This is a genomic window from Microcoleus sp. Pol10D4 (genome assembly GCF_036701555.1).
In the GTDB taxonomy this organism is placed as follows: Bacteria; Cyanobacteriota; Cyanobacteriia; order Cyanobacteriales; family Microcoleaceae; genus Microcoleus.
In genome coordinates this window covers 1-23,214 of the sequence record NZ_JAUBRA010000043.1, presented here as the reverse complement: position 1 = coordinate 23,214, position 23,214 = coordinate 1, and the positions used below count along the sequence as shown (strand labels likewise).

The 23,214-nt window shown below is 45.0% G+C and carries 19 protein-coding genes, 1 pseudogene and 1 riboswitch; of the genes and pseudogenes, 11 read left to right on the top strand and 9 right to left on the bottom strand.

Features of this window, described 5'->3' with window-relative positions; all coding sequences use genetic code 11:
• Positions 1-7 precede the first annotated feature (7 nt).
• The 3 genes from QUA36_RS20110 to QUA36_RS20100 all read left to right on the top strand — a co-directional run bounded on the left by QUA36_RS20110 (position 8) and on the right by QUA36_RS20100 (position 2,628).
• A complete protein-coding gene (locus QUA36_RS20110; RefSeq protein WP_333458852.1) occupies positions 8-901 on the top strand; it encodes a DUF2382 domain-containing protein in 894 nt (297 codons plus the stop codon).
• Positions 902-1,191: 290 nt separating this feature from the next.
• Entirely contained in the window at positions 1,192-1,677 is a 486-nt protein-coding gene (locus tag QUA36_RS20105; protein ID WP_333246317.1) for a glutathione peroxidase, read from the top strand.
• A 489-nt stretch (positions 1,678-2,166) separates the two neighbouring features.
• Positions 2,167-2,628, top strand: coding sequence for a VOC family protein (locus QUA36_RS20100; RefSeq protein ID WP_333234346.1), 462 nt, complete (start codon positions 2,167-2,169; stop codon positions 2,626-2,628).
• A 93-nt stretch (positions 2,629-2,721) separates the two neighbouring features.
• On the opposite strand, the gene QUA36_RS20095 is transcribed toward QUA36_RS20100, so the two are convergent.
• The 4 genes from QUA36_RS20095 to QUA36_RS20080 form a co-directional block, all read right to left on the bottom strand.
• Positions 2,722-5,307 (bottom strand): PAS domain S-box protein, encoded by a 2,586-nt coding sequence (locus QUA36_RS20095; protein WP_333458851.1) that lies wholly within the window; start codon positions 5,305-5,307, stop codon positions 2,722-2,724.
• Between the two features lie 131 nt (positions 5,308-5,438).
• A complete protein-coding gene (locus tag QUA36_RS20090) occupies positions 5,439-5,714 on the bottom strand; it encodes a hypothetical protein (protein WP_333458850.1) in 276 nt (91 codons plus the stop codon).
• A gap of 544 nt (positions 5,715-6,258) precedes the next feature.
• Positions 6,259-8,397, bottom strand: coding sequence for an ATP-binding protein (locus QUA36_RS20085; protein ID WP_333458849.1), 2,139 nt, complete (start codon positions 8,395-8,397; stop codon positions 6,259-6,261).
• A 147-nt stretch (positions 8,398-8,544) separates the two neighbouring features.
• On the bottom strand, positions 8,545-8,889 hold the full coding sequence (locus tag QUA36_RS20080; RefSeq protein WP_333450956.1) for a slr1659 superfamily regulator: 345 nt from the start codon (positions 8,887-8,889) through the stop codon (positions 8,545-8,547).
• Positions 8,890-9,328: 439 nt separating this feature from the next.
• Between QUA36_RS20080 and cynS the strand changes: the two genes are divergently transcribed.
• The 3 genes from cynS (at position 9,329) to QUA36_RS20065 (ending at position 12,037) form a co-directional block, all read left to right on the top strand.
• Positions 9,329-9,772, top strand: a complete 444-nt coding sequence (cynS, locus tag QUA36_RS20075) for a cyanase (protein WP_333458848.1) — start codon at positions 9,329-9,331, stop codon at positions 9,770-9,772.
• A 227-nt stretch (positions 9,773-9,999) separates the two neighbouring features.
• Positions 10,000-11,379, top strand: a complete 1,380-nt coding sequence (gene clpX / locus QUA36_RS20070; RefSeq protein ID WP_333458847.1) for an ATP-dependent protease ATP-binding subunit ClpX — start codon at positions 10,000-10,002, stop codon at positions 11,377-11,379.
• A 55-nt stretch (positions 11,380-11,434) separates the two neighbouring features.
• The gene (locus QUA36_RS20065) at positions 11,435-12,037 is read left to right on the top strand and encodes a type IV pilin-like G/H family protein (RefSeq protein ID WP_333458846.1); all 603 of its coding nucleotides are present in this window, start codon (positions 11,435-11,437) and stop codon (positions 12,035-12,037) included.
• Positions 12,038-12,052: 15 nt separating this feature from the next.
• Here QUA36_RS20065 and QUA36_RS20060 read toward each other — a convergent pair whose 3' ends face one another.
• Positions 12,053-13,327: a protein kinase domain-containing protein gene (locus QUA36_RS20060; RefSeq protein WP_333458845.1), complete on the bottom strand. Its 1,275-nt coding sequence runs from the start codon at positions 13,325-13,327 to the stop codon at positions 12,053-12,055.
• A gap of 198 nt (positions 13,328-13,525) precedes the next feature.
• Positions 13,526-15,574 carry a serine/threonine-protein kinase gene (locus QUA36_RS20055; RefSeq protein WP_333458844.1) on the bottom strand — a complete coding sequence of 683 codons (2,049 nt, stop codon included), beginning with the start codon at positions 15,572-15,574 and terminating at the stop codon, positions 13,526-13,528.
• A gap of 271 nt (positions 15,575-15,845) precedes the next feature.
• Positions 15,846-15,992: riboswitch (cobalamin riboswitch) on the top strand.
• A 22-nt stretch (positions 15,993-16,014) separates the two neighbouring features.
• Between QUA36_RS20055 and QUA36_RS20050 the strand changes: the two genes are divergently transcribed.
• From QUA36_RS20050 to QUA36_RS20035, 4 genes are all read left to right on the top strand, one after another.
• Positions 16,015-16,425, top strand: coding sequence for a DUF1636 domain-containing protein (locus tag QUA36_RS20050; protein WP_333458843.1), 411 nt, complete (start codon positions 16,015-16,017; stop codon positions 16,423-16,425).
• Between the two features lie 368 nt (positions 16,426-16,793).
• Positions 16,794-17,828 carry a cobalamin biosynthesis protein CobW gene (gene cobW, locus QUA36_RS20045; RefSeq protein ID WP_333204858.1) on the top strand — a complete coding sequence of 345 codons (1,035 nt, stop codon included), beginning with the start codon at positions 16,794-16,796 and terminating at the stop codon, positions 17,826-17,828.
• A gap of 182 nt (positions 17,829-18,010) precedes the next feature.
• Positions 18,011-18,982, top strand: a complete 972-nt coding sequence (locus QUA36_RS20040; protein ID WP_333458842.1) for a GTP-binding protein — start codon at positions 18,011-18,013, stop codon at positions 18,980-18,982.
• Entirely contained in the window at positions 18,970-20,052 is a 1,083-nt protein-coding gene (locus tag QUA36_RS20035) for a WD40 repeat domain-containing protein (RefSeq protein WP_333458841.1), read from the top strand. The genes QUA36_RS20040 and QUA36_RS20035 overlap by 13 nt, the downstream gene beginning before the upstream one ends.
• A gap of 157 nt (positions 20,053-20,209) precedes the next feature.
• Here QUA36_RS20035 and QUA36_RS20030 read toward each other — a convergent pair whose 3' ends face one another.
• Both QUA36_RS20030 and QUA36_RS20025 read right to left on the bottom strand, forming a co-directional pair.
• Complete coding sequence (locus tag QUA36_RS20030; RefSeq protein ID WP_333458840.1) at positions 20,210-21,046, bottom strand: metal ABC transporter permease; 837 nt, start codon at positions 21,044-21,046, stop codon at positions 20,210-20,212.
• 112 nt (positions 21,047-21,158) lie between these two features.
• Positions 21,159-21,878, bottom strand: coding sequence for a metal ABC transporter ATP-binding protein (locus QUA36_RS20025; RefSeq protein ID WP_333454593.1), 720 nt, complete (start codon positions 21,876-21,878; stop codon positions 21,159-21,161).
• Between the two features lie 90 nt (positions 21,879-21,968).
• Between QUA36_RS20025 and QUA36_RS20020 the strand changes: the two genes are divergently transcribed.
• A complete protein-coding gene (locus QUA36_RS20020; protein ID WP_333458839.1) occupies positions 21,969-23,045 on the top strand; it encodes a metal ABC transporter solute-binding protein, Zn/Mn family in 1,077 nt (358 codons plus the stop codon).
• A 47-nt stretch (positions 23,046-23,092) separates the two neighbouring features.
• On the opposite strand, the pseudogene QUA36_RS20015 reads toward QUA36_RS20020, so the two are convergent.
• Positions 23,093-23,214: pseudogene (locus QUA36_RS20015) on the bottom strand (IS630 family transposase); the annotation flags it as partial.

Here is a 23,214-nt window from a genome sequence, read left to right as displayed (position 1 = left end):
TTAAAAAATGAACGGTCAAGCATCCGCAGAAAAAATAGCAACTGCCAAATCAATAACCCGTCTCAACCGGGTGCCTGAAAAAGTCAGAACTAAGCTAAAAAGTTTTACCGTCAAAGACAACCAAGGTCACTTAGTCGGCAAAGTTAGAGATGTCTATTTTGATGCTAACGGTCAGTTAAACTTTGTGGTGACCGGGCTAGGGAGCGAAAACCCCCGCATTTTTTTATTAAGTGTTAAGCTGCTCAAAAAAGTCGATTATCACCAAAAAGCGCTGTTTGTAACTATTAATTCGGCTCAAGTCGATATGCTGCCGGTAGTTTCGGCAAATGGCGAGCATCCTTATTTAGAAAATGCCTCGGAATCGGATAATGAATTTAGCAACAGTGAATTAACAAATCCCTCAACAGTTATGTCAAATCTAACAGATGCCGATCGCACAGATGCAAATTGGGAGCCTGATCAGGATGAGGAAAACTTGGATATTGTCGATCAAGAAGTAATTCGCCTCCTAGAAGAACGATTGGTGATCAATCGCAGCAAGCGCAAAGTCGGCGAAGTCATAGTGCGTAAAGAAATTGAAACTCGGATGGTACAAGTACCCATCCAGTGGGAAAAGCTGATTGTCGAACAAGTTGGCGACGATCCGAAGGTGTTGGCACAAATAGATTTAGGCGAGGGAAACATCACCGGTATAGATTTGACGGAGATTAAGACCGATCGCCAAGAACCGACAGTTAAGGCTGAATTTACCTCTGTGCAGAAAGCTAGCAAGATCTTAAATTCGATCGCATCTCAACCCCGTCACGGTTGCGTCAAAGTCCGCCTCGAACTCGTTCTCGAAGACAAGCAACTTGAGGATACTTACCAAAAATGGATGACGGAACACCACTCAGAGAGTTAAAATATTCGTCCTTTTCGGTGTATATTTTAGCTATTAGCGAGAAACTTAAATCTAAGAGCGGACTGTGGCGAGTCCTGCTGGGGAGAAAGTTCATTGCCATCTACTAACATCATGTTCGGTAAATTAACCGTAATTTGGGTACCGGCCGGTTAACCAATATCTATAATATAAGCGCGAGATCCGTAAACCCGCCCCGACCGGGATAGTGATATTTTTAGCGATCGACCTCTAGACAAAATTGTACCGACTTGCGGTAAAATTGTGGTGGTCAAATTTAAAAGTATTTGGAAATGCCCAGCACAATCTCCGACATTAAAGTAAAAACGATCGCAGGCGAAGACAAGCAGCTAGGAGAGTACGCTGGCCAGGTACTCTTGATAGTTAATGTAGCCTCCAAATGTGGCTATACACCTCAATACAAAGGACTCGAAGAATTAAGCCAGAAGTACAGCGCGGCTGGACTCCGTGTTTTAGGATTTCCCTGCAACGACTTCGGAGGTCAAGAACCCGGAAGTAATCCAGAAATCGTCAATTTCTGTACTACCAAATACGGCGTCACCTTTGAATTATTTGACAAAGTACGCGCTAAAGGCACTCAGCAGCACCCGCTGTACGCTAAGCTTACGAGTGCAGTCGATCCCAAGGGTGAGGTTTCCTGGAATTTTGAGAAATTCTTAGTTAGCAAACAGGGTGAAGTGGTTGCCCGATTCCGTAGCAGTGTTGGCCCCGATTCGCCCGAACTGATCGCTGCTATCGATCGAGAATTGGCAAAATAAGAAGTTCGTCAATTAAGCTGTCTACAGGATTTAACGGATTTAACGGAGGCGGTTTAGGGAAGAGGGAAAAAATTAATTATGCTTTTTTTAGAATAAGTTGATATCTAATTTTTTTCTGCTCTTCCCCATTGTTTGCAAACACTCGACCCTGAACAAATACCGATGATTGTATTTAATTGGAGAACAGTTTAATTTAATGGAAAATACATCGGGATTAGATTTAGTGGTAGGTTTACTTGCCTTCGCAATTCTGGCAGGTGGTCTGGCCATGCTATTTGTAGGCATGGCATCGTTTCCTAAAGAAAAATAATACTAATCGATATGATGTGCGATCGCACGACCCGAATAAAAGTCTTGGTAGTGAGGACTTCAGTTCTCCTAGAAATCGGAGGTCTGCCGTCCTGACTCCCCACTTAAAATGCTTATTTTACAGGACACCATCTGAATAAATCAAACTGCATTCAATTTTAACATTCGCAATTGACAATCATGCAAACTACGGAAAACAACGTCAAAATTGCCCTCGCGCCGGGGAATTTGCGCCGCGTTCACCATATCGCTTTAAACGTGCGTGACATGAAAGCTTCCCGCCACTTCTACGGTACAATTCTCGGCCTGCACGAACTAACAGGTGCAGAAATTCCTGCAACTTTAACAGAAATGGTAGCCGCTGGTAAAGTCGCTAATTTCGTTACCCCAGACGGCACTGTGATTGACTTATTTTGGCAGCCAGACTTGGAACCGCCCAACCCCGACCCGGAGAAAGCTTTTACCCGCGCCAACCACTTAGCTTTCGATATCGAGCCGGATTTGTTCGATCGCGCTCTGGAAGTGCTAAAGTCAAATCAAATTGCGATCGACAGCGGCCCCGTCACTCGCGCTACAGGACGCGGCATTTACTTTTACGATCCTGATGGATTTATCATCGAAATCCGTTGTGATGCAGTTTAAACCGTCGCTATCGGGTTCTTGGTAGTTTGGGTGTACCCTACATTTACTCTTTGGAGCGCGGTGAGCCCTAAACATCCTACCTTTAAATTTGTTTTATTTTCCCTCTTTGCTAATAGGTTGCTTCGGCCAAGTAAACCGAAAAGTTGCTCCCTCACCTTCAGCAGATTCTAGGGAAATACTGCCCCCTTGACCTTCGACAATTTTTTTCACCAGCGACAAACCAATGCCAGTATTTTCTACTTTATCGCGAGCTTCCAAGGTCTGAAAAATTACAAAAACTTTATCGTGATATTGAGGAGCAATCCCCGGCCCGTCATCCTCTACAGAAAACTCGTAAAAATCATCTAAATCTTTAACCGATATTGTTATATGACCCGATTCAGCTCGGTTGTGCTTAATTCCGTTGCTAATTAAATTAGAAAAAACCTGCTGTAGCGGCAATTTTTCGGTCACAAAAGTTGGCATTCCCGGTTCAACTTTCACCTCAAATCCAGACGGCGGCGCCAACGAATCAATAATTTCTGCTAATAAATTCTCAATTTTTACCATTTCTGAAGGGACTTGAATCCGTCCGACGCGGGAATATTGCAGCAGTCCCTCAATCAAACCTTCCATGCGGTGAACTCTGCCGCGCAGCAGGTTCATTTGGTGCAGAGTATCCTCTGTCATCGACTCGCTGAGGTCTTCTTCTATCCAACTGCTGAGATTTGCGATCGCCCTGAGTGGCGCTTTCAAATCGTGAGAAACTACATAAGCAAACTGGTCTAATTCTTGATTCCGCTTTCTCAAAACATTCGTCGTTTGAGCCAACATCTGCGCCGTCCAAGTCAATTCTTGAGTGTGCAACCGCAGCGATTCCTCAGCTTGTTTGCGTTCCCTAATATCTTCTACCACACCCATCAGAAATTGACTGCCATCTTGTTCTCGCAGCAGCGAAACCGTCAAGTTTGCCCACACCAACTCTCCGTCTTTGCGGATGTAGCGCTTTTCCATACAGTAATTTTCAACTTCTCCTGCTAACAATTGGCGCAAATATTTCAGTTCGCTTTCCAAATCATCGGGCAAAGTAATCTCCTGAAATCTTTTTTCCACCAATTCTTGGCGGCTGTAGCCCAAAATTTCGCAAAGTTTTTGATTAACTAACAGAAACTTGCCTTCCACAGTCACTTGGGCCATGCCGACGGCCGCCTGCTCAAAAGTAGCGCGAAACCGCTGCGCGCTTTGGGCTAAAGCAATTTCTGATCGCTTGCGATCGCTAATATCATTGCTAATTTCCAAAATAGCCACCGGTTGATCTTGATCGTCGTACTGCAAAGTCCATCGGCTTGCCACCGTTATTTTTGTGCCATCTGCCTTGGTGCGTACCAGTTCCCCTTGCCAATAACCTTTCTCGAAAAACACTTTTTGAATTGCCTCCAAAGGTTGGGCCCATTCTGTTTGTAAAAGCTCGTGAATATTTTTTCCTATTGCTTGCGACTTCCGCCACCCGTAGAGCCACTTCGCCCCCAAATTCCAATAAGAAATCGCCCCGTTCAAGTCTAGTACGGCGATCGTATCGTTCGCCAAATCCAGCATTTGCGCTTGCTTTCGCAGAGTTTCCTCGGCTTGTTTCCGTCCTCTGGCATCGCGGCAAATCGCAATAAACAAGTGTTGATTTGCCAGACGCATTTCGCTGATAGCCAACTCCATCGGAAACTTAGTTCCGTCGTTGCGAACTCCAACTGTTTCTTGCTGGTAAGCCTTCAGCTTAGCATTGGGATTTAACACAAAATATTCGATCGAATAATCCCCCGCGCTGCTGTACGGCTGCGGTAGAGCTATCAGCCGTCGCAGGTTCGAGCCAATTATTCGATCGGCTTTCTCGCCAAAAATCTTTTCTGCTGCCCTATTAAAAGACTCAATATTTCCCTGTGCGTCCAAAGTAATAATACCGTCAGCCGCATTGTCTACCACAGCTTGAATGCGACTTTTACTTTCTTCCAAGCCAGCTTCCCGCTTGCTCAATTCCTTCTCTAAACTATCAAATAAATACCAGGAAACCCCTGCGCCCAAACACCCGAAAAGCAAACCAGCAAATTGCACGAAATTAATGAAATCTATCAACTCCTGTATTTTCCGATCAACAGCTTTCTGGTAGGCTTCGCCGGCATTAGCAAACACATTAATTTTTGCCCGAAGGTTATCCCTCCTCAATTTGCCTTGAGTGAACACCTCAATTATTTCCGGCGACTGCACGCTTGTTGCCGAACTATCGAGCTTATTCAAAGTGTTTTGCAAGAAATTTATATGCTGTTCGGTACTTTTTTCTATAGCTGCAAATCGCTGAGCTTGCTGTTTGTTTTCTTGAACCATAACCTTGAGTTTAGCCAGCAGCGCAGGCAAACTCTTCTTGGCTTCTAAGTAGGGTGATAGAAATTCGCGGCGCTTTGTCAACCCGTAACCCCGAAGGCCCGTTTCCGCATCCACCACGAGGGTTAACAAGCGGTTAGTTTCCTGAAGTATTGCCTTATTAGTATCTGCTCGCTTTCTTATCTGTAGGGTACTATCGCGGAGGCCTGCAATTGCTAGCAGCGAAGCAAACAGAAAAATAATGGGGATAGCAACGATGATTGTTCCCCGCTGGCGAATTGGTCGGTCTGTCCATACAAAGTGGAGGCAGCGATCGAGCAAATACTTCACGGATATTGAAGGAGAAAGTTTGCTGCCAGTATATCGCTTTTTGGCAGTTTAGGCTATGGATAAGTTTGTTTTGTTTGGTTTGACGAGCGCCGGGGACTAACCGTGGAAACTAGATTAGACCCCTGCGATAGCTACCTGCTGACACTAACAGCAGATTTTTGGGCACGGTGTTTAAACGGAGGCACGGAGAAAGAAAGGACTTTTTTCGACACCGAGACAGCAGGCGAAGCAGAAACGATCCTTTCTGCTTTACCTTCGTTTTCGCCTTCGGCTTCTGCTTTTAAACTAGAGTCTGTTTCGCAAGTGTTTGGAACACTTGTAACTACAGTAGTCCACCTGCCTGTAGCCGGATCGCGATAACAAGTAAAAGGGTTTATTTTTAGCGGTTGACTGCAAGGTTTAATCATGTAGATGCACTCCTTTGATTCTGAGAAATTGTGCATTGCTTTCAGCAGCAGTGCTATCTCGCCCGTAGAAGCAGTATGAAGGTAAAAAGCAGAATTGTGTTTCTGCGTCCTGAGACTTTTGAAACTTCCTGATTTCCTGTTAACTTTTCCCTTCTACTGCTTCGCGACCATAGCATTACTTTTACCAAATTGCCTTTCTGGAAGCAACCCCCCACCGCCTTAATTAGGTTGAGGTGGGACTTGTGAATGCAGCGAGGCGCCCGATCGTGCCTGCAGGACAATCTTGGAATAATATAGGTATTCTAGGCTGAAAAAAAATGTTACTGTGTGATCGACAACAGAGGTTGATCGCGATCGGTGTCACAATAAAAAAGGGAATGGGTAATTGGTAATAGGTAATTGGTAATTGGGGAATGGGTAATCGGGGAATTATTCCATCTTTTACCATCCGTTAAATCCGTTAAATCCGGTACACAATTCCTGGCAAAACCCCCACCCGTTAAATCCCTTAAAAACCCTACATTGCTAGTTGCTCAACTTACTTCTAACTAATCTCAACTTTTGTCTTTAAATGAACAGTAAAAGTAGAGCCAACATCCAACTCACTCTCAACAGTGATATCGCCGCCCATCATCTGGCAAAACAAGCGGCTAATGGCCAATCCTAAACCGGTGCCACCGTACTTGCGAGTAGTCGAAGCGTCCCCTTGAATAAAAGGTTGAAACAAACCCTGCTGCTGTTCGGCCGACATTCCAATCCCCGTATCAGATACCTGCAAATAAACCCAATCGCTGTCGCCTGCTGGTTCGCGAGTCGCGCTTAACAGAACGGTTCCACTTTCGGTAAACTTCAGGGCATTCGAGAGCAAATTGAACAGAATTTGCCGGACTTTAGTCAAATCTGCATACATCACTCCCAAATTTTCAGAGCAAGAAACCTGCAATTGATTGTGATTTTTTTCGACCAAAGGGTGCAAAGTTGCAACAACTTCTTCTATTAAATTACTGAGGTCAAATTTTTCTAAATAAAGCTCCATCCGACCGGCTTCTATCTTAGAAAGGTCTAGAATATCGTTTATTAAAGTCAGCAAGTGTTTGCCGGCGTTATAAATTTTTTGGGTATCGGGAATGATCTCTTCGAGTCCCGATTCCCGTGCTTCTTCTTGTAGCATTTCGCTGTAACCGATAATCGCGTTGAGCGGCGTCCGCAGCTCGTGGCTCATATTGGCTAAAAAAGTGCTTTTAGCTCTCGAAGCTGCTTCAGCTTTGTGTAAGGCTTCTTGCAAGGCTATTTCGGCTCTTTTGCGCTCGGCAATTTCGATGCGGAGTAGCTTATTGGCGGCGGTGAGTTGAGCGGTGCGCTGATCGACGGTCATTTCTAGCTGCGCTTTGGCTTTGGAAAGGGCTTCCTGAGCCCGCTGGCGCTCAAATCCTTCGATCGCCAGCGCTACCAAATTTGCCAAAGAATCGGCGAAGGTGCGCTCCTCTAGAGCCCACTGGCGGGGCGCGCCCATATGTTCGAGAGAGAGGATGCCCACGATCTGGCCGCCGAGCCTAATTGCTACATTTAATATGGATGAATTCGGCTTGCTGGCATTTGGCAGCACACCGGAATTTGCGGCTAGGGAAGATGAGTGGGACAAATTCGTTTGTAGAGAGTTTTGAGTCTTTGTCGTCGGTTCTAAACCATTGTCCGATCGCAAATTTTCGCCCGGTGCGTCGCCTTCAACATCTAAAATTGATAAATTTAAATCGCTTGCCGGTATGGACTCCCGGCTCAAATGATTCTCCTGGGTGCGATCGTACACGTCGAGACAAACTAATTTGAGGTTGGGGATTTTCAACTTAGAATGATTCACCCCCTCGTGTTGCTCTGGGGCAGCGGTCTCTGTATCGAGTGCCTCTGTTTGGTTTTGGGCGAGCACTCTCTCCGTAAAATTTAGCTGGGGATCGCTGGGGTAGCGAGTTCCAAATCTTCCATGGTTGTAAAGCCAGACGCTGACTTTTTCCACATCCAAAGTCCGGGCTGCAGCTTCGGTAATTTCGCGAATTCCCACATTCAGCGCACCGCTGTTGAGAGTCCTCTGGCGACCTAGCTGCAACAAAGCCAAACTCTGGCGGCGGAGCCGCTTTTCGCTCTCTTGGAGGGTTTGTTCTGCTTCCTTGCGCTGGGTGAGGTCGTACAAGGCGCACAATGCTGTCGGCTCGCCGTTAAACACCAGCGACTGAACCGAGATCATCGCCCAGAAAGCGGTGCCGTCTGATTTTTTGCAGTGGATTTCGTAGTTTTGGAGGTATCCCTCTTTAGCAAGTGCCTCAAGTACCTTTGGGCGATCGGCGGGGTTGAAGTAAAAGTCTGGAGTGCTGCAGCCGATCAATTTTTCTAGGGGTATGTTCAGGAGAGAAGCCAATTGAGCGTTCGCATACAGAATTAAGCCGTCACAGAGGCGAGAAACTAATATCGGCACGGGAGTTGCCGAGGCGATCGCCCGAAACTGCTCTTCGCTTGAACGCAGCGCCAACTGAGCTTTGCTCAGTAAGTGAGCTTCCATCGTATCTGAATGTTCGGTGGTAGTCTCCAGCAAAAGTTCTAGGTCAACCTTTTCGCGCTTCAAGTTTTCAAGTTCCGCACTCAGGCGCTGAACGTCGAAAAGTAGCTGTTCTGTCGATGGTTCTTCCTGCATAGCAATAGAAAATTGGTAATTTTTAGTCGGTTCTGAAGTTTTTTAGGGTTTTGTGCTAGTTTAACTATGACTTATTCCGATTAACTTCAGCCACCCTCGTCCTGGTTCTCGGACTTAGCAGCGGATTCCTGTTTACCTTTTTCGATACTATTCCAATTCTAAGTGCAAGGAAGGCATCAGCCGCTGCAAGTTTTTCAGGGATTTTATCTGCCAGGGGATCTGTTTAGAACCTTTGATGGCGATTTGAATATTTTTTTGCTGGCGCACTTTGATCACAAATTTTGAGACAATATTAATTCCAGAACTATTTAAAAATTCTAGCTTTCGCAAGTCTAGAGTCACCGTGTTTGGGCAGGAGTCAGCCACTTCGTTGAGCAGATCGACGATCGGTGCGTATTCTTCCACCTGGCTGAGTCGGAACGCTCCGCTACAGGTGACTGTTTGCGTAGCCCGATCGTACTGGATCGTGTAATCTTTGGTCTGAATCTCCATACTTTTGTCAGTTGCCGGTTTTGAGTGGTAAAGGGGCTTTTGCTGCGTGAGCGAGGATCGAGCTTCAGGCTAGCACGATCAAAATTCAGCCGAATGCCGAAGGCCTTTGCGTGTGTAACTTTTATTACATATACTGCCAACTGTACCATTGCCGCAGGGCAGTTATGAGTTATTTTAGGATTTAGCAGTTGTGATACCAGTTGGCAAAAAGAATGCAACTGTTGACTAGCTCTCAACCCTGGTAGTCATCAGTCATTGCTAATCTAACGTTTCAAATCTCAAATCTCAAATTGTATGAGTTGTGGGGGTTAACGAGACCAGGTTTTGCTGAAGTTCCGAGCTATCAATTCGATTTTATTTCTCAATTTGGTATTGACAAAATCCCCACAATGTGAGACATATTTCACATCTGACACTGAAGTGAAGGGGAGAATATTTAATGGCAATTTCAGGAATTACAGAAAAGCTTTTGGCGGCTAAAAAAGCAAAGGGGATTAGTTTTGCAGATTTGGAAAAAGTTTTGGGGCGCGACGAAGTTTGGATTGCGGCGGTTATTTACCGTCAAGCTACCGCATCTGAAGATGAAGCGGAGAAAATTGTCTCGGCTTTGGGACTAGATAGCGAGACGGCCTCGGTTCTCTGTGAACCTCAGTTAAAAGGTTCTTTGGAGGCTTCGGTCCCGGTTGACCCCCTGATTTATCGTTTCTATGAAATTATGCAGGTTTACGGGATGCCACTCAAAGCAGTGATTCACGAAAAATTTGGTGACGGGATTATGAGCGCGATCGACTTTACTTTGGATGTGGAGAAAGAAGCAGACCCAAAAGGCGATCGAGTGAAAATAATTATGTCTGGAAAATTTTTGGAATACAAAAAATGGTAAGCCCGTGCCACTTTATTTTCAAGTGAAAATGAAAAATTCAAATTTGCTCGAATGACTCATGACTAATGACTAAAGCCTCAAAAGTGTTAACTTAGAAATAGAGATCGCGAAGCTTGACTGGCTTGGGTGTCCGATCGGGAAACCCTTCTAGGGCAAAGCTAAGGTCGCTCCCGCGGCAACTTCCCCAGTCGAAACAAGCAACCGCAACCGTAAATTAAGAGGCAAATATGTCAAAATATGACTCCCATCTGAGATGCTCCTTTTGCGGCAAGTCGCAAGAGTACGTCCGCAAGTTAATAGCTGGGCCCGGCGTATACATTTGCGATGAATGCGTGGAACTGTGCAATGAAATTTTAGAGGAGGAGTTCTTTGACTCCAGTAAAACAATTGGTCAACAGATTCCCCAATCAGAGGTGCGAGAGTCTCAGGGACAAGGAACCCGGCGCCCAGGTCGATCGAACAAATCGAAAATTGTTTTAGCTCAAATTCCAAAACCGACAGAGATTAAGCAGCATTTAGACAACCACGTCATCGGCCAGCATTCAGCAAAAAAAGTCCTTTCTGTAGCAGTTTATAACCACTACAAGCGCTTGAGTGTTGACCAAGCTAAAGATAGCGACAAGTCTTCCCCTGACAGTGATGTAGAATTGCAAAAATCCAACATCCTGCTAGTCGGGCCGACAGGTTGTGGCAAAACTTTGTTAGCGCAAAGTTTGGCGCAAATGCTCGAAGTCCCGTTTGCGGTAGCCGATGCGACGACGCTGACAGAAGCTGGATATGTCGGCGACGATGTAGAAAATATTTTGCTGCGGCTGTTGCAAATGTCTGATTTTGATGTGGAATCGGCACAGCGCGGGATTATTTATATTGATGAAATTGACAAGATTGCTCGCAAAAGTGAAAACACTTCGATCACCAGAGATGTATCGGGAGAAGGAGTGCAGCAAGCGCTGCTAAAAATGTTGGAAGGAACGGTGGTTAATGTGCCTCCCCAAGGTGGCCGCAAACATCCTTACCAAGATTTTATTCAAGTTGACACTAGCAAGATTCTATTTATTTGCGGCGGTGCTTTTGTCGGTTTAGAAAAAATAGTTGAACAGCGTTTGGGTAAAAAATCCTTGGGCTTTATTCAGCCAACAGAAACCGAAAGCAACTCGACTTTGCCGGCGAAGGATAAGCGGGCGGCTGATATTTTGCAGCAGGTACAGCCGGATGATTTAGTTAAGTTTGGTTTGATTCCTGAGTTTGTCGGGCGGATTCCAGTGGTGACGGTGATTTCGCCGCTGGATGAGGCAGCTTTGATGCAGATATTGACCGAGCCCCGAAATGCTCTGGTGAAGCAGTATCAGAAGCTGTTGAAGATGGATAGTGTGGAGTTGGAATTTGAGCCGGATGCGCTACGGGCGATCGCCCAGGAGGCCTATCGTCGCAAAACTGGCGCGAGAGCTCTCCGCAGCATTTTAGAGGAGTTAATGCTGGATGTGATGTACGAGTTGCCTTCTCGCAAGGATGTGGCTAACTGTATGATTACTCCCGAAATGGTCGAGAAGCGATCGACTGCTGAATTGCTGTGGCATCCCGCATGGCGGAAGCACGAAACAGCTTAATTTGTAATCTGTAGGGTGCTTGTGGCGCACCCTACAAACTTGGCAAATTTACTTTATGACAGTTAAAAAAATGTCAGTCAATGTAGCTAAAGCCAGTAAAAAATCGAGATTGCCAGTATCCAGTTTGCTGCCGAGGATTGCAATTTACAGCGCGGTTGTGGCTGGCATCATGGCGTCATTTTACGATTTCCAACTCAATATGATCGGCTCGTCAAGCGGTAAGAGATATTCAGAAAACCCACAATATATTAATGCCATCAATAAAGGGCAGGAAGCTTACTATGCAGAGTACGGTCAATTTAGCGATTCCATTGCAGAATTGGGTCTGGGAATTAAAGAACAGACCAAGAACTATCATTACACGATCGTCTCATCAATGGGCCCGGTTCAAACTAGGCACAATCACCGCGAACCAGCACAATTTGAAAGCGCGATCGCGATCGCGATCGCCAAACCTACGGAGACGAACCCCCGCGAGAAATCCTACACTGGCGCAGTATTTGCTTACAAAGAAAAGGGTAGCAATCTAATAAGAACTATTAGTGCTATATGCGAGAGCGATCGGGAGAACGCAAGTTATGCAGAAACTTGGAGTCCGCCAACTTTTGACGGCAAAGAAATTCACTGCCAGCCCGGAACAACGTTGTTACAGCGTTAACTGCCAGCCCGAACGTTAAGGTAAAACCTTGAAACTCTTTTGCGTCACTTTTTGACCGTCTAAGTAAAATTGAAACTGCCAATTGCCAGGTTTGTCATCTTGTTTAAAATTGTACCAGCACCAAGTATTTAATCGATCGCCCGTCGTTTTTAAATAAGATTGACTCTGGGCTGCGAATAGTCCTTGAGGGTTGACAACCTTACAATAACTTCTATATTCTCCTTTTGGCAACTTAGTACCACTGACAGCAAAATAGACTTTTTTGTTTTGCTTCAAAGACCAAAAATCTCTAGTTTTTGTCGATTCTAGTTCGTCAGTTAACATCTCTTGAGTGTGAGGATTTAACTTTACTGCGTTGATTACTGGTTTGATATCGACTGCTGTTTGAGGTTCGGTAAATTTCCAGAGCAAAGGAATAAAAATAGCAGCAATTGCTGTTAATAATCCGACTGATATGAGTGCGAGTTTTGACTTGTTACGCTGCTGAACTACCTCTAGGGGAATCAAAGCATTTAAGGCCGCATCTGCGGAAGGATAGCGGTGTTTGAAATTAGGTTCTACCATTTTTTGCAGCCAGTCAAGAAACTCGGGAGTTAGCTGCAGCAAGCGATGTTTAAAATTAATCCGCCCGGTATCGTCCATCAAACTGCCAACTTCGGTAGAATTGATGCCGATTAGCAAGCAAATTAGCGTCGCGCCGAGACTGTATAAATCCGATGCAACAGTTAGCTGCCGATTGAACATTTGTTCTGGCGGCATAAAGCCCAAAGTGCCTTTAACAACGCTGCTGGCGGCCACTTCTCCCCCGCCGATTCTAGCAAATCCGAAATCGACAAGGCTGACATTCATCCGGTCATTTACTAAAATATTTTCGGGTTTTAAATCTCTGTGGATGACTGGCGGAACCCGATTTTGCAGGTATTTGAGTATTTCTAAAACAGAGATAGCAATTTGCTTGATTTGTTGGGGCTTCCAGCGGTGAGAATTTGCCAAGGAAGGGGCATTTTTGTATTCTTGCACCATGCAGAAACCCGATGCAGTTGGGAAGGAATCTAAATAGCGGGGAATGCTAGGATAGTCGAGTTCTCGCAAAATCCGAATTTCTTGTTCGCACGCTTGATATTGAGCCCAATTAGCGCCTGTTTGGGCAAATTGAAATTGTTTGACGGCGACGGAACGTTTGGTATTAATTTCGGTAGCGAGATAAGTAACTCTACCGCCAGCGCGATTGTGTCCGAGTTTGCGGGTTATTTGATAGCCATAGTTGGAAAAGTCAGGAAAAGCATTCATAGGTAAATAGTTGATAGTTTATAGTTAGTGATTGAGAGTTGTGATAGTTAATAGCGAGGTTTTTAAGATTTGGATTTAAAGCGAACTCTCGAAACAATCCGCCAACAACAGGCAGGAATGCAGACGGTTAATGTTTGGTAAGGTTTTTCGTGAGGACTTCAGTCATTGAGGTTGAAAGTCCTTGCTGCGAACAAGTTTTTACGGTTTAATTAAATTTGGTCGGGATTTGCGATAGTTGGCCAGCATTCTTTTTGGTTTAAAAACGATCGAGTCAATTAACGGAATTCCAGTGACGGCTAGAGATGTCATTATCGTTCCTCCTACAACTAATATTTCTCTTGGTTCAACCCATTCTAATTGAGATTTAAAGTTTAAAAAGTTTATAAATGCTACTGACAAACTCATACAAAATCCGGGAGTAAGAAAAGCTCTTTTGGTAGCATCTACTTCAAGAATTTGTCTGGCTATCTGCTGGTCAATCAGCTTGTTAAATACCGAATTGACTATGTTGTAAATTATGGATGCCAGCGTTAGAATCCAGAAGACTATAAAGAAGCTATCAGCATACAATGAAAATGATAAAAGCAGCATAATAACTGCTACTATCGTAACATTTTTGAGCGTAACATTTGTAATCCTTCCTAGTATTAAGGCTCCCAGTAAAGTTACTGCTAGCGAAACCAGCACTGACCCAGCATACACAAATCTCATTAATTTATAATCGATCGTACCCTGCGCGATATCAAAAAGAATACTGGTTAATCTGCTGCTAATAACACTATAAAATATCAATCCTATTAACCCTCCACATAAAGCTAAAAACCAATTAAAATCATATTTGTTTAATTTGGCTGCAATGGCGATTTCGGCGACTGAAAATCCCAAGAAGCCACTCGTAACACTGATGGGAAGCATGATAGTAGTAGTCCCAAAATGCCAAAAGAAGCCACCCATCGGAGAGAAAAAAGTAGGAATTTCACTCAAGAAAACTATCAAAAGTGTGAACAGCAAACAGCACATAAAAGTTGCTAATAAGATCAAACAGCACCTAAAAGTCAGCCTGAATACCGACAAAAAATTAGTTTTTTGCGGTACGGGCAGCGGGGCTGTTGTAGCTTGCAATTCTATTGTATGAGTTTCGGGTTCAGAGTTTGCGCGCAAGATGATTTGGCGGTTGTAAGTTTGACTTGCCAGCAATTTACTCGTATCGACTGCGATTGTGCACTCGATATTATTGCTTTCAAATGCCTGCGGTTCAAAGGAGATCCAAGAGTGGTCGTAGGGCGTGTGGGGCGGATCGTTCGGATGGGGCGCGACTTCCCACCTGCCACAAAGCATTGTATCGGGAATTGGGTTGCTAATGGCAATAGTTTGTGTTAAGATTTCTCCATATTGTGTGGCGGTGAATTGAATGCGATCGCGCTCAATTCTCACTTTCGGCAAGCTGCGGACATCCAAAGATTGTAGCGCAGTTAAAGCATCCGCAGCCGACTGATATCTGTCTTGAATTCTCGGCGCTACCATCCTTTCCAACCAATTCATCCAACCCTGCTGCAACGGCGGTACTAAATGCCGGAAATGAATGCCATAATTGGCATCAACTAAATTACCGACATCCGCCGATTTTGTCCCAGTTAACAAGCAAATCAGCGTTATCCCCAAGCCGTAAAGGTCGGATGCTTTTGTTAATTTTCGGTTGAACATTTGTTCCGGTGGCATGAATCCCATCGTGCCTTTGACGACGCTGCTAGCCGCTATATTTCCACCTCCTAGCCGAGCAAAACCGAAGTCTACTAAATAAACATTGAGTTCGTCATCTATTAACAAGTTTTCTGGCTTAATGTCGCGGTGAATTATCGGCGGTTTCTGAGCTTGCAGGTTAACTAAAATGTCTAAAGTTGCGATCGCAATTTGCTTGATATCCGGCGGCGCAAAAGTCCGCGCGACAGCAGATTCGGCATTTTTGTATTCCTGCACCATGCAGAAACCGCTGTCCGTTTGAAAAGAATCGAGATAGCGGGGAATGCCCGGAAAATCCAGATTTTGCAAAACTTTAATTTCTTGTTCGTAAGCTTCGTATTCTGTCCAGCTAGCACCTAATTGAGCGAATTGAAATTGCTTAATTACAACTAATTTTTGAGTATTCGTATTTTTCGCTAAGTATGTAACTCGGCCGCCGAGACTGTTGTGTCCGAGTTCTTTTTCAATCTGATAGCCGTGAGTGGAAAAATCGGGGAAGGGGTTCATATAGTTTGTAGTAATGTTCTTGTGGGATGGGCTTCGAGCCCGTCATTAACAGGCAAGATATCTGTTACACAAACAGTGAAGTTTTTTTTGATGGGTTTCTATCCTGTCATTAACAGGCAAGATATCTGTTACACAAACAGTGAAGTTTTTTTAGATGGGTTATATCCTGTCAGCAACAGGCAAGATGCCTGTTCCACAAAGAGTTATTTTTTTTTGGGATGGATCGACATTACCAACATAACTTTTTTCCAAAAAGGCGGCAAGTGCGGTATGATGTGATTTCGCGATCGGTTCTAGCGGGGAGCAGCCGTTAGAGGAAACGGGGAAAGTTCGGTGCAAGTCCGGCGCTGTCCCGCAACTGTAATGAAACCGTTGTGGTTTCTCAAGTCAGAATGCCCGCCGATATCTAACTCACTTTTGAACGCATCTGCGAGGTACGGATGATGGATGGAATTAACACGGCTGTACGCACAAAGCACAGTTTATTTGTTTGCACGGCTTGCGCTAGTGTTTGGAAAAACGGCAAGCGCGAAGGTAAAAGCGGCGGTCAACAATTTATGGAAAATTTGTCCCAACTCGCTAAAGATTGGGAGTTTTCTGATAAGTTTGAGATTCAAGAGGTTGAGTGCATGAGTGCTTGCAGTCACTCTTGTGCGGTGTCTTTTGCTGCTGTTGGAAAGTATACTTATCTGTTTGGTGATTTACCAGCAAATGAGTTGGAAAGCGTCGAGGCTGTACTCGAATGCGCGGGTCAATACTATTCTAAACCGGACGGTTTGTTGCCTTGGTCTGAGCGCCCTCAAGCTCTGAAAAAAGGCGTTTTAGCAAAGATTCCTCCGCTCGCAAATTAGAGCCTTTCTCGTTACCATGCTCTGCCCATTGGTGACAACTTAACGTCAAACCGATCGTCTCTCTTGTTGTTATCGAAATCTAGATCCCCCCTAACCCCCCTTAATAAAGGGGGGACAAGAAATATTCTCAAAGTCCCCCTTCTTAAGGGGGATTTAGGGGGATCTAGACTTCGCTTAAAAGCGACTTTTATTGTAGATTTCAGTCTTAAGTTGTCACCTACGATCTCGGTCTGGTAACACATATGCAGAGGCTCTGCCTCGTATTAAAAGCGCTCGTTTATTCCAGCGAGGCTCTGCCTCTAGATTAGCATTCCCAAGCAGAGCTTGGGAACGAGATATCCCACCATCAAATAAGCACAAAATTATCAATGCACAAAATCCCTGTTACTGTCATCACTGGTTTTCTTGGTAGCGGCAAAACTACCTTAATTCGCCACTTATTGCAAAATAATCAAGGTCGCCGCATTGCTGTTCTGGTGAACGAATTTGGCGAAATCGGAATTGATGGAGAACTGCTGCGCGATTGCCAAGTTTGCGACGAAGAAGAAAATGTTAGCAGCAATATTGTAGAACTAACAAATGGTTGTCTTTGCTGCACTGTTCAAGAGGAATTCTTGCCGACTATGCAGGAATTGTTGAAGCGCCGAGAACAAATTGATTGTATCTTAATTGAGACTTCGGGTCTCGCACTTCCTAAACCTTTGATTCAAGCTTTTCGCTGGCCGGAAATTCGCACCGGTGCTACAGTAGACGGTGTTGTTGCTGTTGTCGATTGCGAAGCTATTGCTAGCGGTTCTTTTGTCGGTGATATCGATGCTTTGATGGCACAGCGACAAGCAGATGATAGTTTAGATCACGAAACTCCGATCGAGGAATTGTTTGAAGACCAGTTAGCCTGTGCCGATATGGTACTTTTAACGAAGGTCGATCGCGTAGATGCGGAAACTCACAAGAAAGTCCAAAGCTGGTTGCAGCAAGAGTTGCGTCCGAGTGTGAAAATTGTGCCTTGCAAAGGTGGCGAAATTAACCCCGATGTGCTAATGGGATTTAATGCGGCGGTTGAGGATGATTTGGAGTCTCGTCCGAGTCACCACGACACTGAGGAGGAACACGAACACGATGATGATATTAACTCGACTTACTTTATTGCCGATCGCGAATTTGAACCTGAAGCATTGGTGAAAAAACTGCAATCCTTGATGCAGCAGGAGGAAATCTATCGGATTAAAGGGTTTGTGGCGGTTCCCAAGAAACCGATGAGGATGGTGTTGCAAGGTGTGGGTTCGCGCATAGAATATTTTTACGATCGCCCTTGGCAACCTTCCGAACTCCGCCAAACCAAATTAGTGCTGATCGGTCGAGAGTTAGAGCGCGATCGAATTGCAGCTATGATTAACAACTAATTGTCCTCTCAGAGGGGCGGGTTTATCGATATTTTGAATTGCAGCAAATATTATTGGTAAAACTCGCCCCGACAAGCTCTCACGAACAATTTATTAACATTATTTAATATTGTGGGCGCTGCCAGCAAGTCTGGTGTACAATAGCGATAATGGTTATCATTGTACAATAATCGAGGTCAAGTATGGTGACTGCTGGGGCGATCGAATCAGTTCCTGTTACCGTTCTCACGGGCTATCTGGGTGCAGGCAAAACCACGCTACTGAACCGCATTTTAACACAGGAACACGGCAAAAAAGTTGCAGTCATCGTCAACGAATTCGGCGAAGTAGGCATCGACAACCAACTGATAATTGATGCCGATGAAGAAATTTTCGAGATGAACAACGGCTGCATTTGCTGTACAGTCCGAGGCGATTTAATTCGGATTATCGGCAACTTGATGAAGCGGCGAGACAAATTCGATCACATAGTCATCGAAACCACAGGTTTAGCCGACCCCGCACCCGTAATTCAAACATTTTTTGTAGACGAAGATATGCGGGACAAATTGCTGCTAGACGCAGTTGTCACTGTAGTCGATGCCAAGCACATCGGGCAGCACTGGGACGCAGACGAAGCTCAAGAACAAATTGCCTTCGCCGATGTAGTTTTGCTCAACAAAACTGATTTAGTGACTGAGAAAGAATTGGCAGAATTAGAAAAGCGAATTCGTGCCATGAATGCAATGGCAAAAATTCACCGTACCCGGAACGCTGAATTAGCAATGGATGCTTTGTTGGGCGTCAAAGCATTTGATTTGAACCGGGCATTAGAAATCGAACCAGACTTTTTGGGCGAACATACTCACGAACACGACGAAACAGTTACCTCCGTAGCCATAGTAGAATCCGGCGCTATTGACCGCAACAAATTTAGCGATTGGATGGAGGAATTGTTGCGAATTCAAGGCCCGAATATCTTTCGGACAAAAGGCATTTTGAATGTCGCCGGAGACAACAAGCGGTTTGTTTTCCAAGGAGTACACATGGTGTTTGATGGCCGGCCAGATCGACCTTGGAAAGCTACCGAAACTCCGAAAAATGAGCTTGTATTCATCGGTCGCAACTTAAACGAAAATCAATTGCGAGAGGATTTTCGTAAATGTCTGGTTTAAAAAGTAGCGAACTAACCCTGGAGTTTCATGCCGAAGCCATGCTGTCTGACTACGTAACTGCTGTTACTTGGTCGCCGGATGGCACAACTTTAGCAATCTGTTCTGCTGCGGGCGAAGTGATGCTGGCTGCAGTAGGGGCAGTTAATGAATTGTCCTTGCAAACGCTACAAAGTGCTACGGATAAATCAGCCGATTGCTTGTCTTTTTCCCGCGACAGTCAATTCCTAGCTGCTGGCGGACAAGATGGAAAAGTGCGAATTTGGCGCGTTAATTCTGGGGAATTAATTGCTGATTTGGATAACCAGCGTGTCTGGGTGGATAAGTTAGCTTGGAGTCCCAACTGCAACCAGTTAGCTTTCAGTATGGGCCGCTACGTTCAAGTCTGGAATGTTGAGGATAATGTTGTTGAAGTAACGCTGAATTTTGAGTCATCATCTATCCTCGATTTAGCATGGCATCCGATGGTTCAATATCTGGCAGTTAGCGGCTATCAAGGTGTCAAAGTTTGGCATGGTGAAGACTGGGACGAAGACCCGGAAATTTTATCAGTACCCTCTGCAACAGGTGCAGTTTCTTGGTCGCCACAAGGGGAATATTTAGCTTGCGGCAATATGGACAATACTCTAATTGTTAATGAATGGGGCAATTTTGAACCGTGGGTAATGCAGGGTTTTCCGGGCAAAGTTCGGCAGTTAGCTTGGTCGGATAAAACTAATTCCTTGGGTGCGCCTTTGTTAGCTGCTGTGAGTTCTAAAGGCATTTCAGTGTGGGAAAAACACGCTGATGAAAGTGTCGGTTGGGATTCTTGGGGGTTAGAAGTGCATGAAAAAGTTGTAAATGCGATCGCCTTTCAACCTACCACATTTTTATTAGCTTCCGCAGCCGCAGATGGTCAAGTTTGTTTGTGGGACGAAGCAGAACAATTGCTGCAAATTCTAGAAGGTGCAGAGGGCGGTTTTTCCTGTCTCGCATGGCATCCCGAAGGCCAGTTTCTCGCCGCTGGCGGCTGTGGAGGCGAATTGCTTGTTTGGTCAAAGTCTAGGCGCGACAAAGGCTTCGGGCGACGCTAAGTTCGCATACGCACCCGCTTGACCAAAACATATACAATTGAAAACTTTAGGACTTACCCACGGAACCCAGAAACCCGGTTTTTCCAGCGTCTACTTCGTTGGAGACCGTATCGAGTAAAAAACCCGGTTTCTCAGTGTCGAAGTGTGTCCTGGAGTGTTATCCCCTCTTTCTTGTCAAAATCCCTTGACTGGGACTGAACAGCAAAGCTACTAAAAATAACCCAAAAACAACTAATACAATTGCCGCACCAGACGGCATATTCAAATAATAGCTGAGATACATACCAGTTACGCTAGCTATAATCCCAATAAAAGCTCCTAATCCCATCATTAAATGTAGCTCTTTTACCAACAAATACGCCGTTATTCCCGGTCCAACTAATAGCGAAATTACTAACAGGGCTCCCACAGTTTGCAAACTCGCAACAATCGTCAGCGTAATCGCTGAAATCATCCCCAAATAAATCCATTTTACAGGCAAACCAGATGCTTGCGCCCCCAAAGGATCAAAAGTATAAAATAGCAGTTCTTTATAAAACATTTTAACTGTCGCCAAAATTATCAAAGTTATAGCCAAAGTCTGCTGCACGTCAGCAGGTGCAACTGACAAGATATTCCCGAATAAAAAACCGTCTAAGTCTAATTTTGTTGTACGCAAAACGCTAATTAAGGTGATGCTAATTGCTAAAAATGTAGATAAAATTAATGCCATTACAGCATCAATTTTTAGACGAGATTGTGATTGAATCCACGCCATAATAACAGCGCTGGTAATTCCCGATATAAACGCGCCGATCGAAATATTGAAACCTAAAGAAAAAGCCACCGGTAATCCTGCTAATACTGAATGGGCAATCATGTCAACCATCATTCCCATTTGCTGTACAATTAAATAGGAGCCGACAACGGCGCAGAGAATTCCTAGCAAAACGCCGACGCCGATCGCATTTCGCATAAACTCGAATTTGAGCGGCTCAATTAGCAAATTTAACATTTAATTACTGACCTCAATAATCTTATTGCTTTAACCGTAAATAAACGCAGATAGAAGATAATTATCTGCGTTTATTTGCGTCCATCGGCGGTTAAAAATAAATCTTTTCTACTCACGCTGACACTAAACTTAAATCGTATCCATAGGCTTTTTGAATATTGGCTGCGGTGAGAACTTCTCGGCAGGAACCAGTCGCAATTAACTGCTTGTTGAGCAACAATAAATTATCGTACTGTTTTAAAGTTTCGCCTAAATCGTGGCTGATTACTAGCAATGTTTTATTTGCGGCTTTGAGCTCGGCAAAAATATCGAAAATAATTTCTTCGGTTGCTTTGTCGATCGCGTTAAAAGGTTCGTCGAAGAAGAATAAATCGGCTTGTTGGGCGATCGACCTTGCTAAGAAAATCCGCTGCTGCTGTCCGCCAGACAGTTCGCCAATTTGCCGATCGCGCAAATCCCACATTCCCACCCGCAGCAAAGCAGCCTTCACCAATTCTTGCGACTGCTTCGAGGGGCTGCGAAACCAACCAGTCTGGACAGTTCGCGCCATCATTACCGCATTCCACACAGTAATCGGATAATCCCAGTCAATTTGCGATCGCTGCGGCACATAAGCCACCCGCGACAACTGCTGCTTCAACAACCGTCCCTGATATTTCACCAAACCCCGACAGGCCGGGATCAATCCCAGCATCGCTTTCACCATCGTGCTTTTCCCCGCGCCGTTGGGGCCGAACACACCGGTTAATTGCCCCGATTCTAACTGGAAATTCACGCTGTTGAGGGCCGAAATGCCTCGATAATTAACAGCTAAGTCTTGCACTTCTAACATAATTCAAGCTTTTGAGAACGATTCTTGTTCGTAGCTACTAGAATAGGATAACTCGAAAAAGCAATAACGATTATCGTTCCAAAGGTGAAAATGTTAAAGAACTGGGCTGGAAAAAGCGGCAGATTGTGCGGTGCGGCTGTTTTGGCAATTGGCTGCGGACTGGTTGGGTGCAGTGGAGGACAGAACGCCAGCAATCGGACGCCAGAGAGTCCGGCCGCAACTCAAACTCCAGCCAGTCGGGCCGCCAACTTGCCCAAAGTCGTCGCCACGACTGGCGTTATCTGCGACATAACTAAAGAAATCGCTCAAAGTTCGATCGACACCACCTGCCTCATCAAGCCGGGAGACGACCCCCACGCCTATCAAACCAAGCCGGAAGACCGCAAAGCGATTGAAACCGCAAATCTGATTTTATACGGCGGCTACAACCACGAACCCAGCATCATTAAGTTAATTGAATCTAGCAGTAATTCCGCACCCAAAATCGCCGTACACGAACTCGCAGTTCCCAAACCGCTGATAGGCGAACACGAGCACGAACACGGCGAAGAGAAAGGGGAAAACCAACCCCATGCAGAAGGCGAAAAAGTCCCTGACCCTCACGTTTGGCATAACCCTCAAAATGGCATCCGTATGGTAGAAACAATTCGGGATGAATTGATCAAAGTTTCCCCCACCAATGCTCAACTTTTTACAAAAAATGCAGCCAGCTTAACAGATGAGTTGCAAAAAATAGATACTTGGATAAAAGCTCAAATTGCGACAATTCCAGCCCAAAAACGCAAGTTAGTAACCACTCATGACGCTCTGAGTTACTATGCCGATGCTTACGGTTTGGAGATGGCTGGAGCTTTGCAGGGTGTGACAACAGAGGAACAGCCCACGGCAGCAAGAATTGCCGAATTATCTTCAGAAATTAAGACGGCAGGAGTGCCAACAATTTTTGCCGAAACTACAACTAATCCGAAGTTGATGGAGACTGTGGCGAGGGAGGCAAATGTCGAAATTTCCGACAAGGAACTTTACAGCGACGAGTTAGGCGGCCCTGGCACAGGTGCTGATACATATCAGGGAATGCTGAAAACTAATACTTGCGCGATTATTTCTGGCCTCGGTGGCAATTGTACTTCCTTTGCAGGAGAAACTGCACCAACTCCCAAACCATAGACTTTCTAAAGTTCCCCTACTAGCAAGCATCTTAAGCTGTTCGACATCTAAACTGCATTAACTAAGTTACCTTTATTTTTTATTTTTCGGTCCCATTTTATAATTAGTCCTCCTTCATTTAAAAGTTTATGTAACAGTGCTTCTAGTTTTTCAAGGGATTCAAATAATC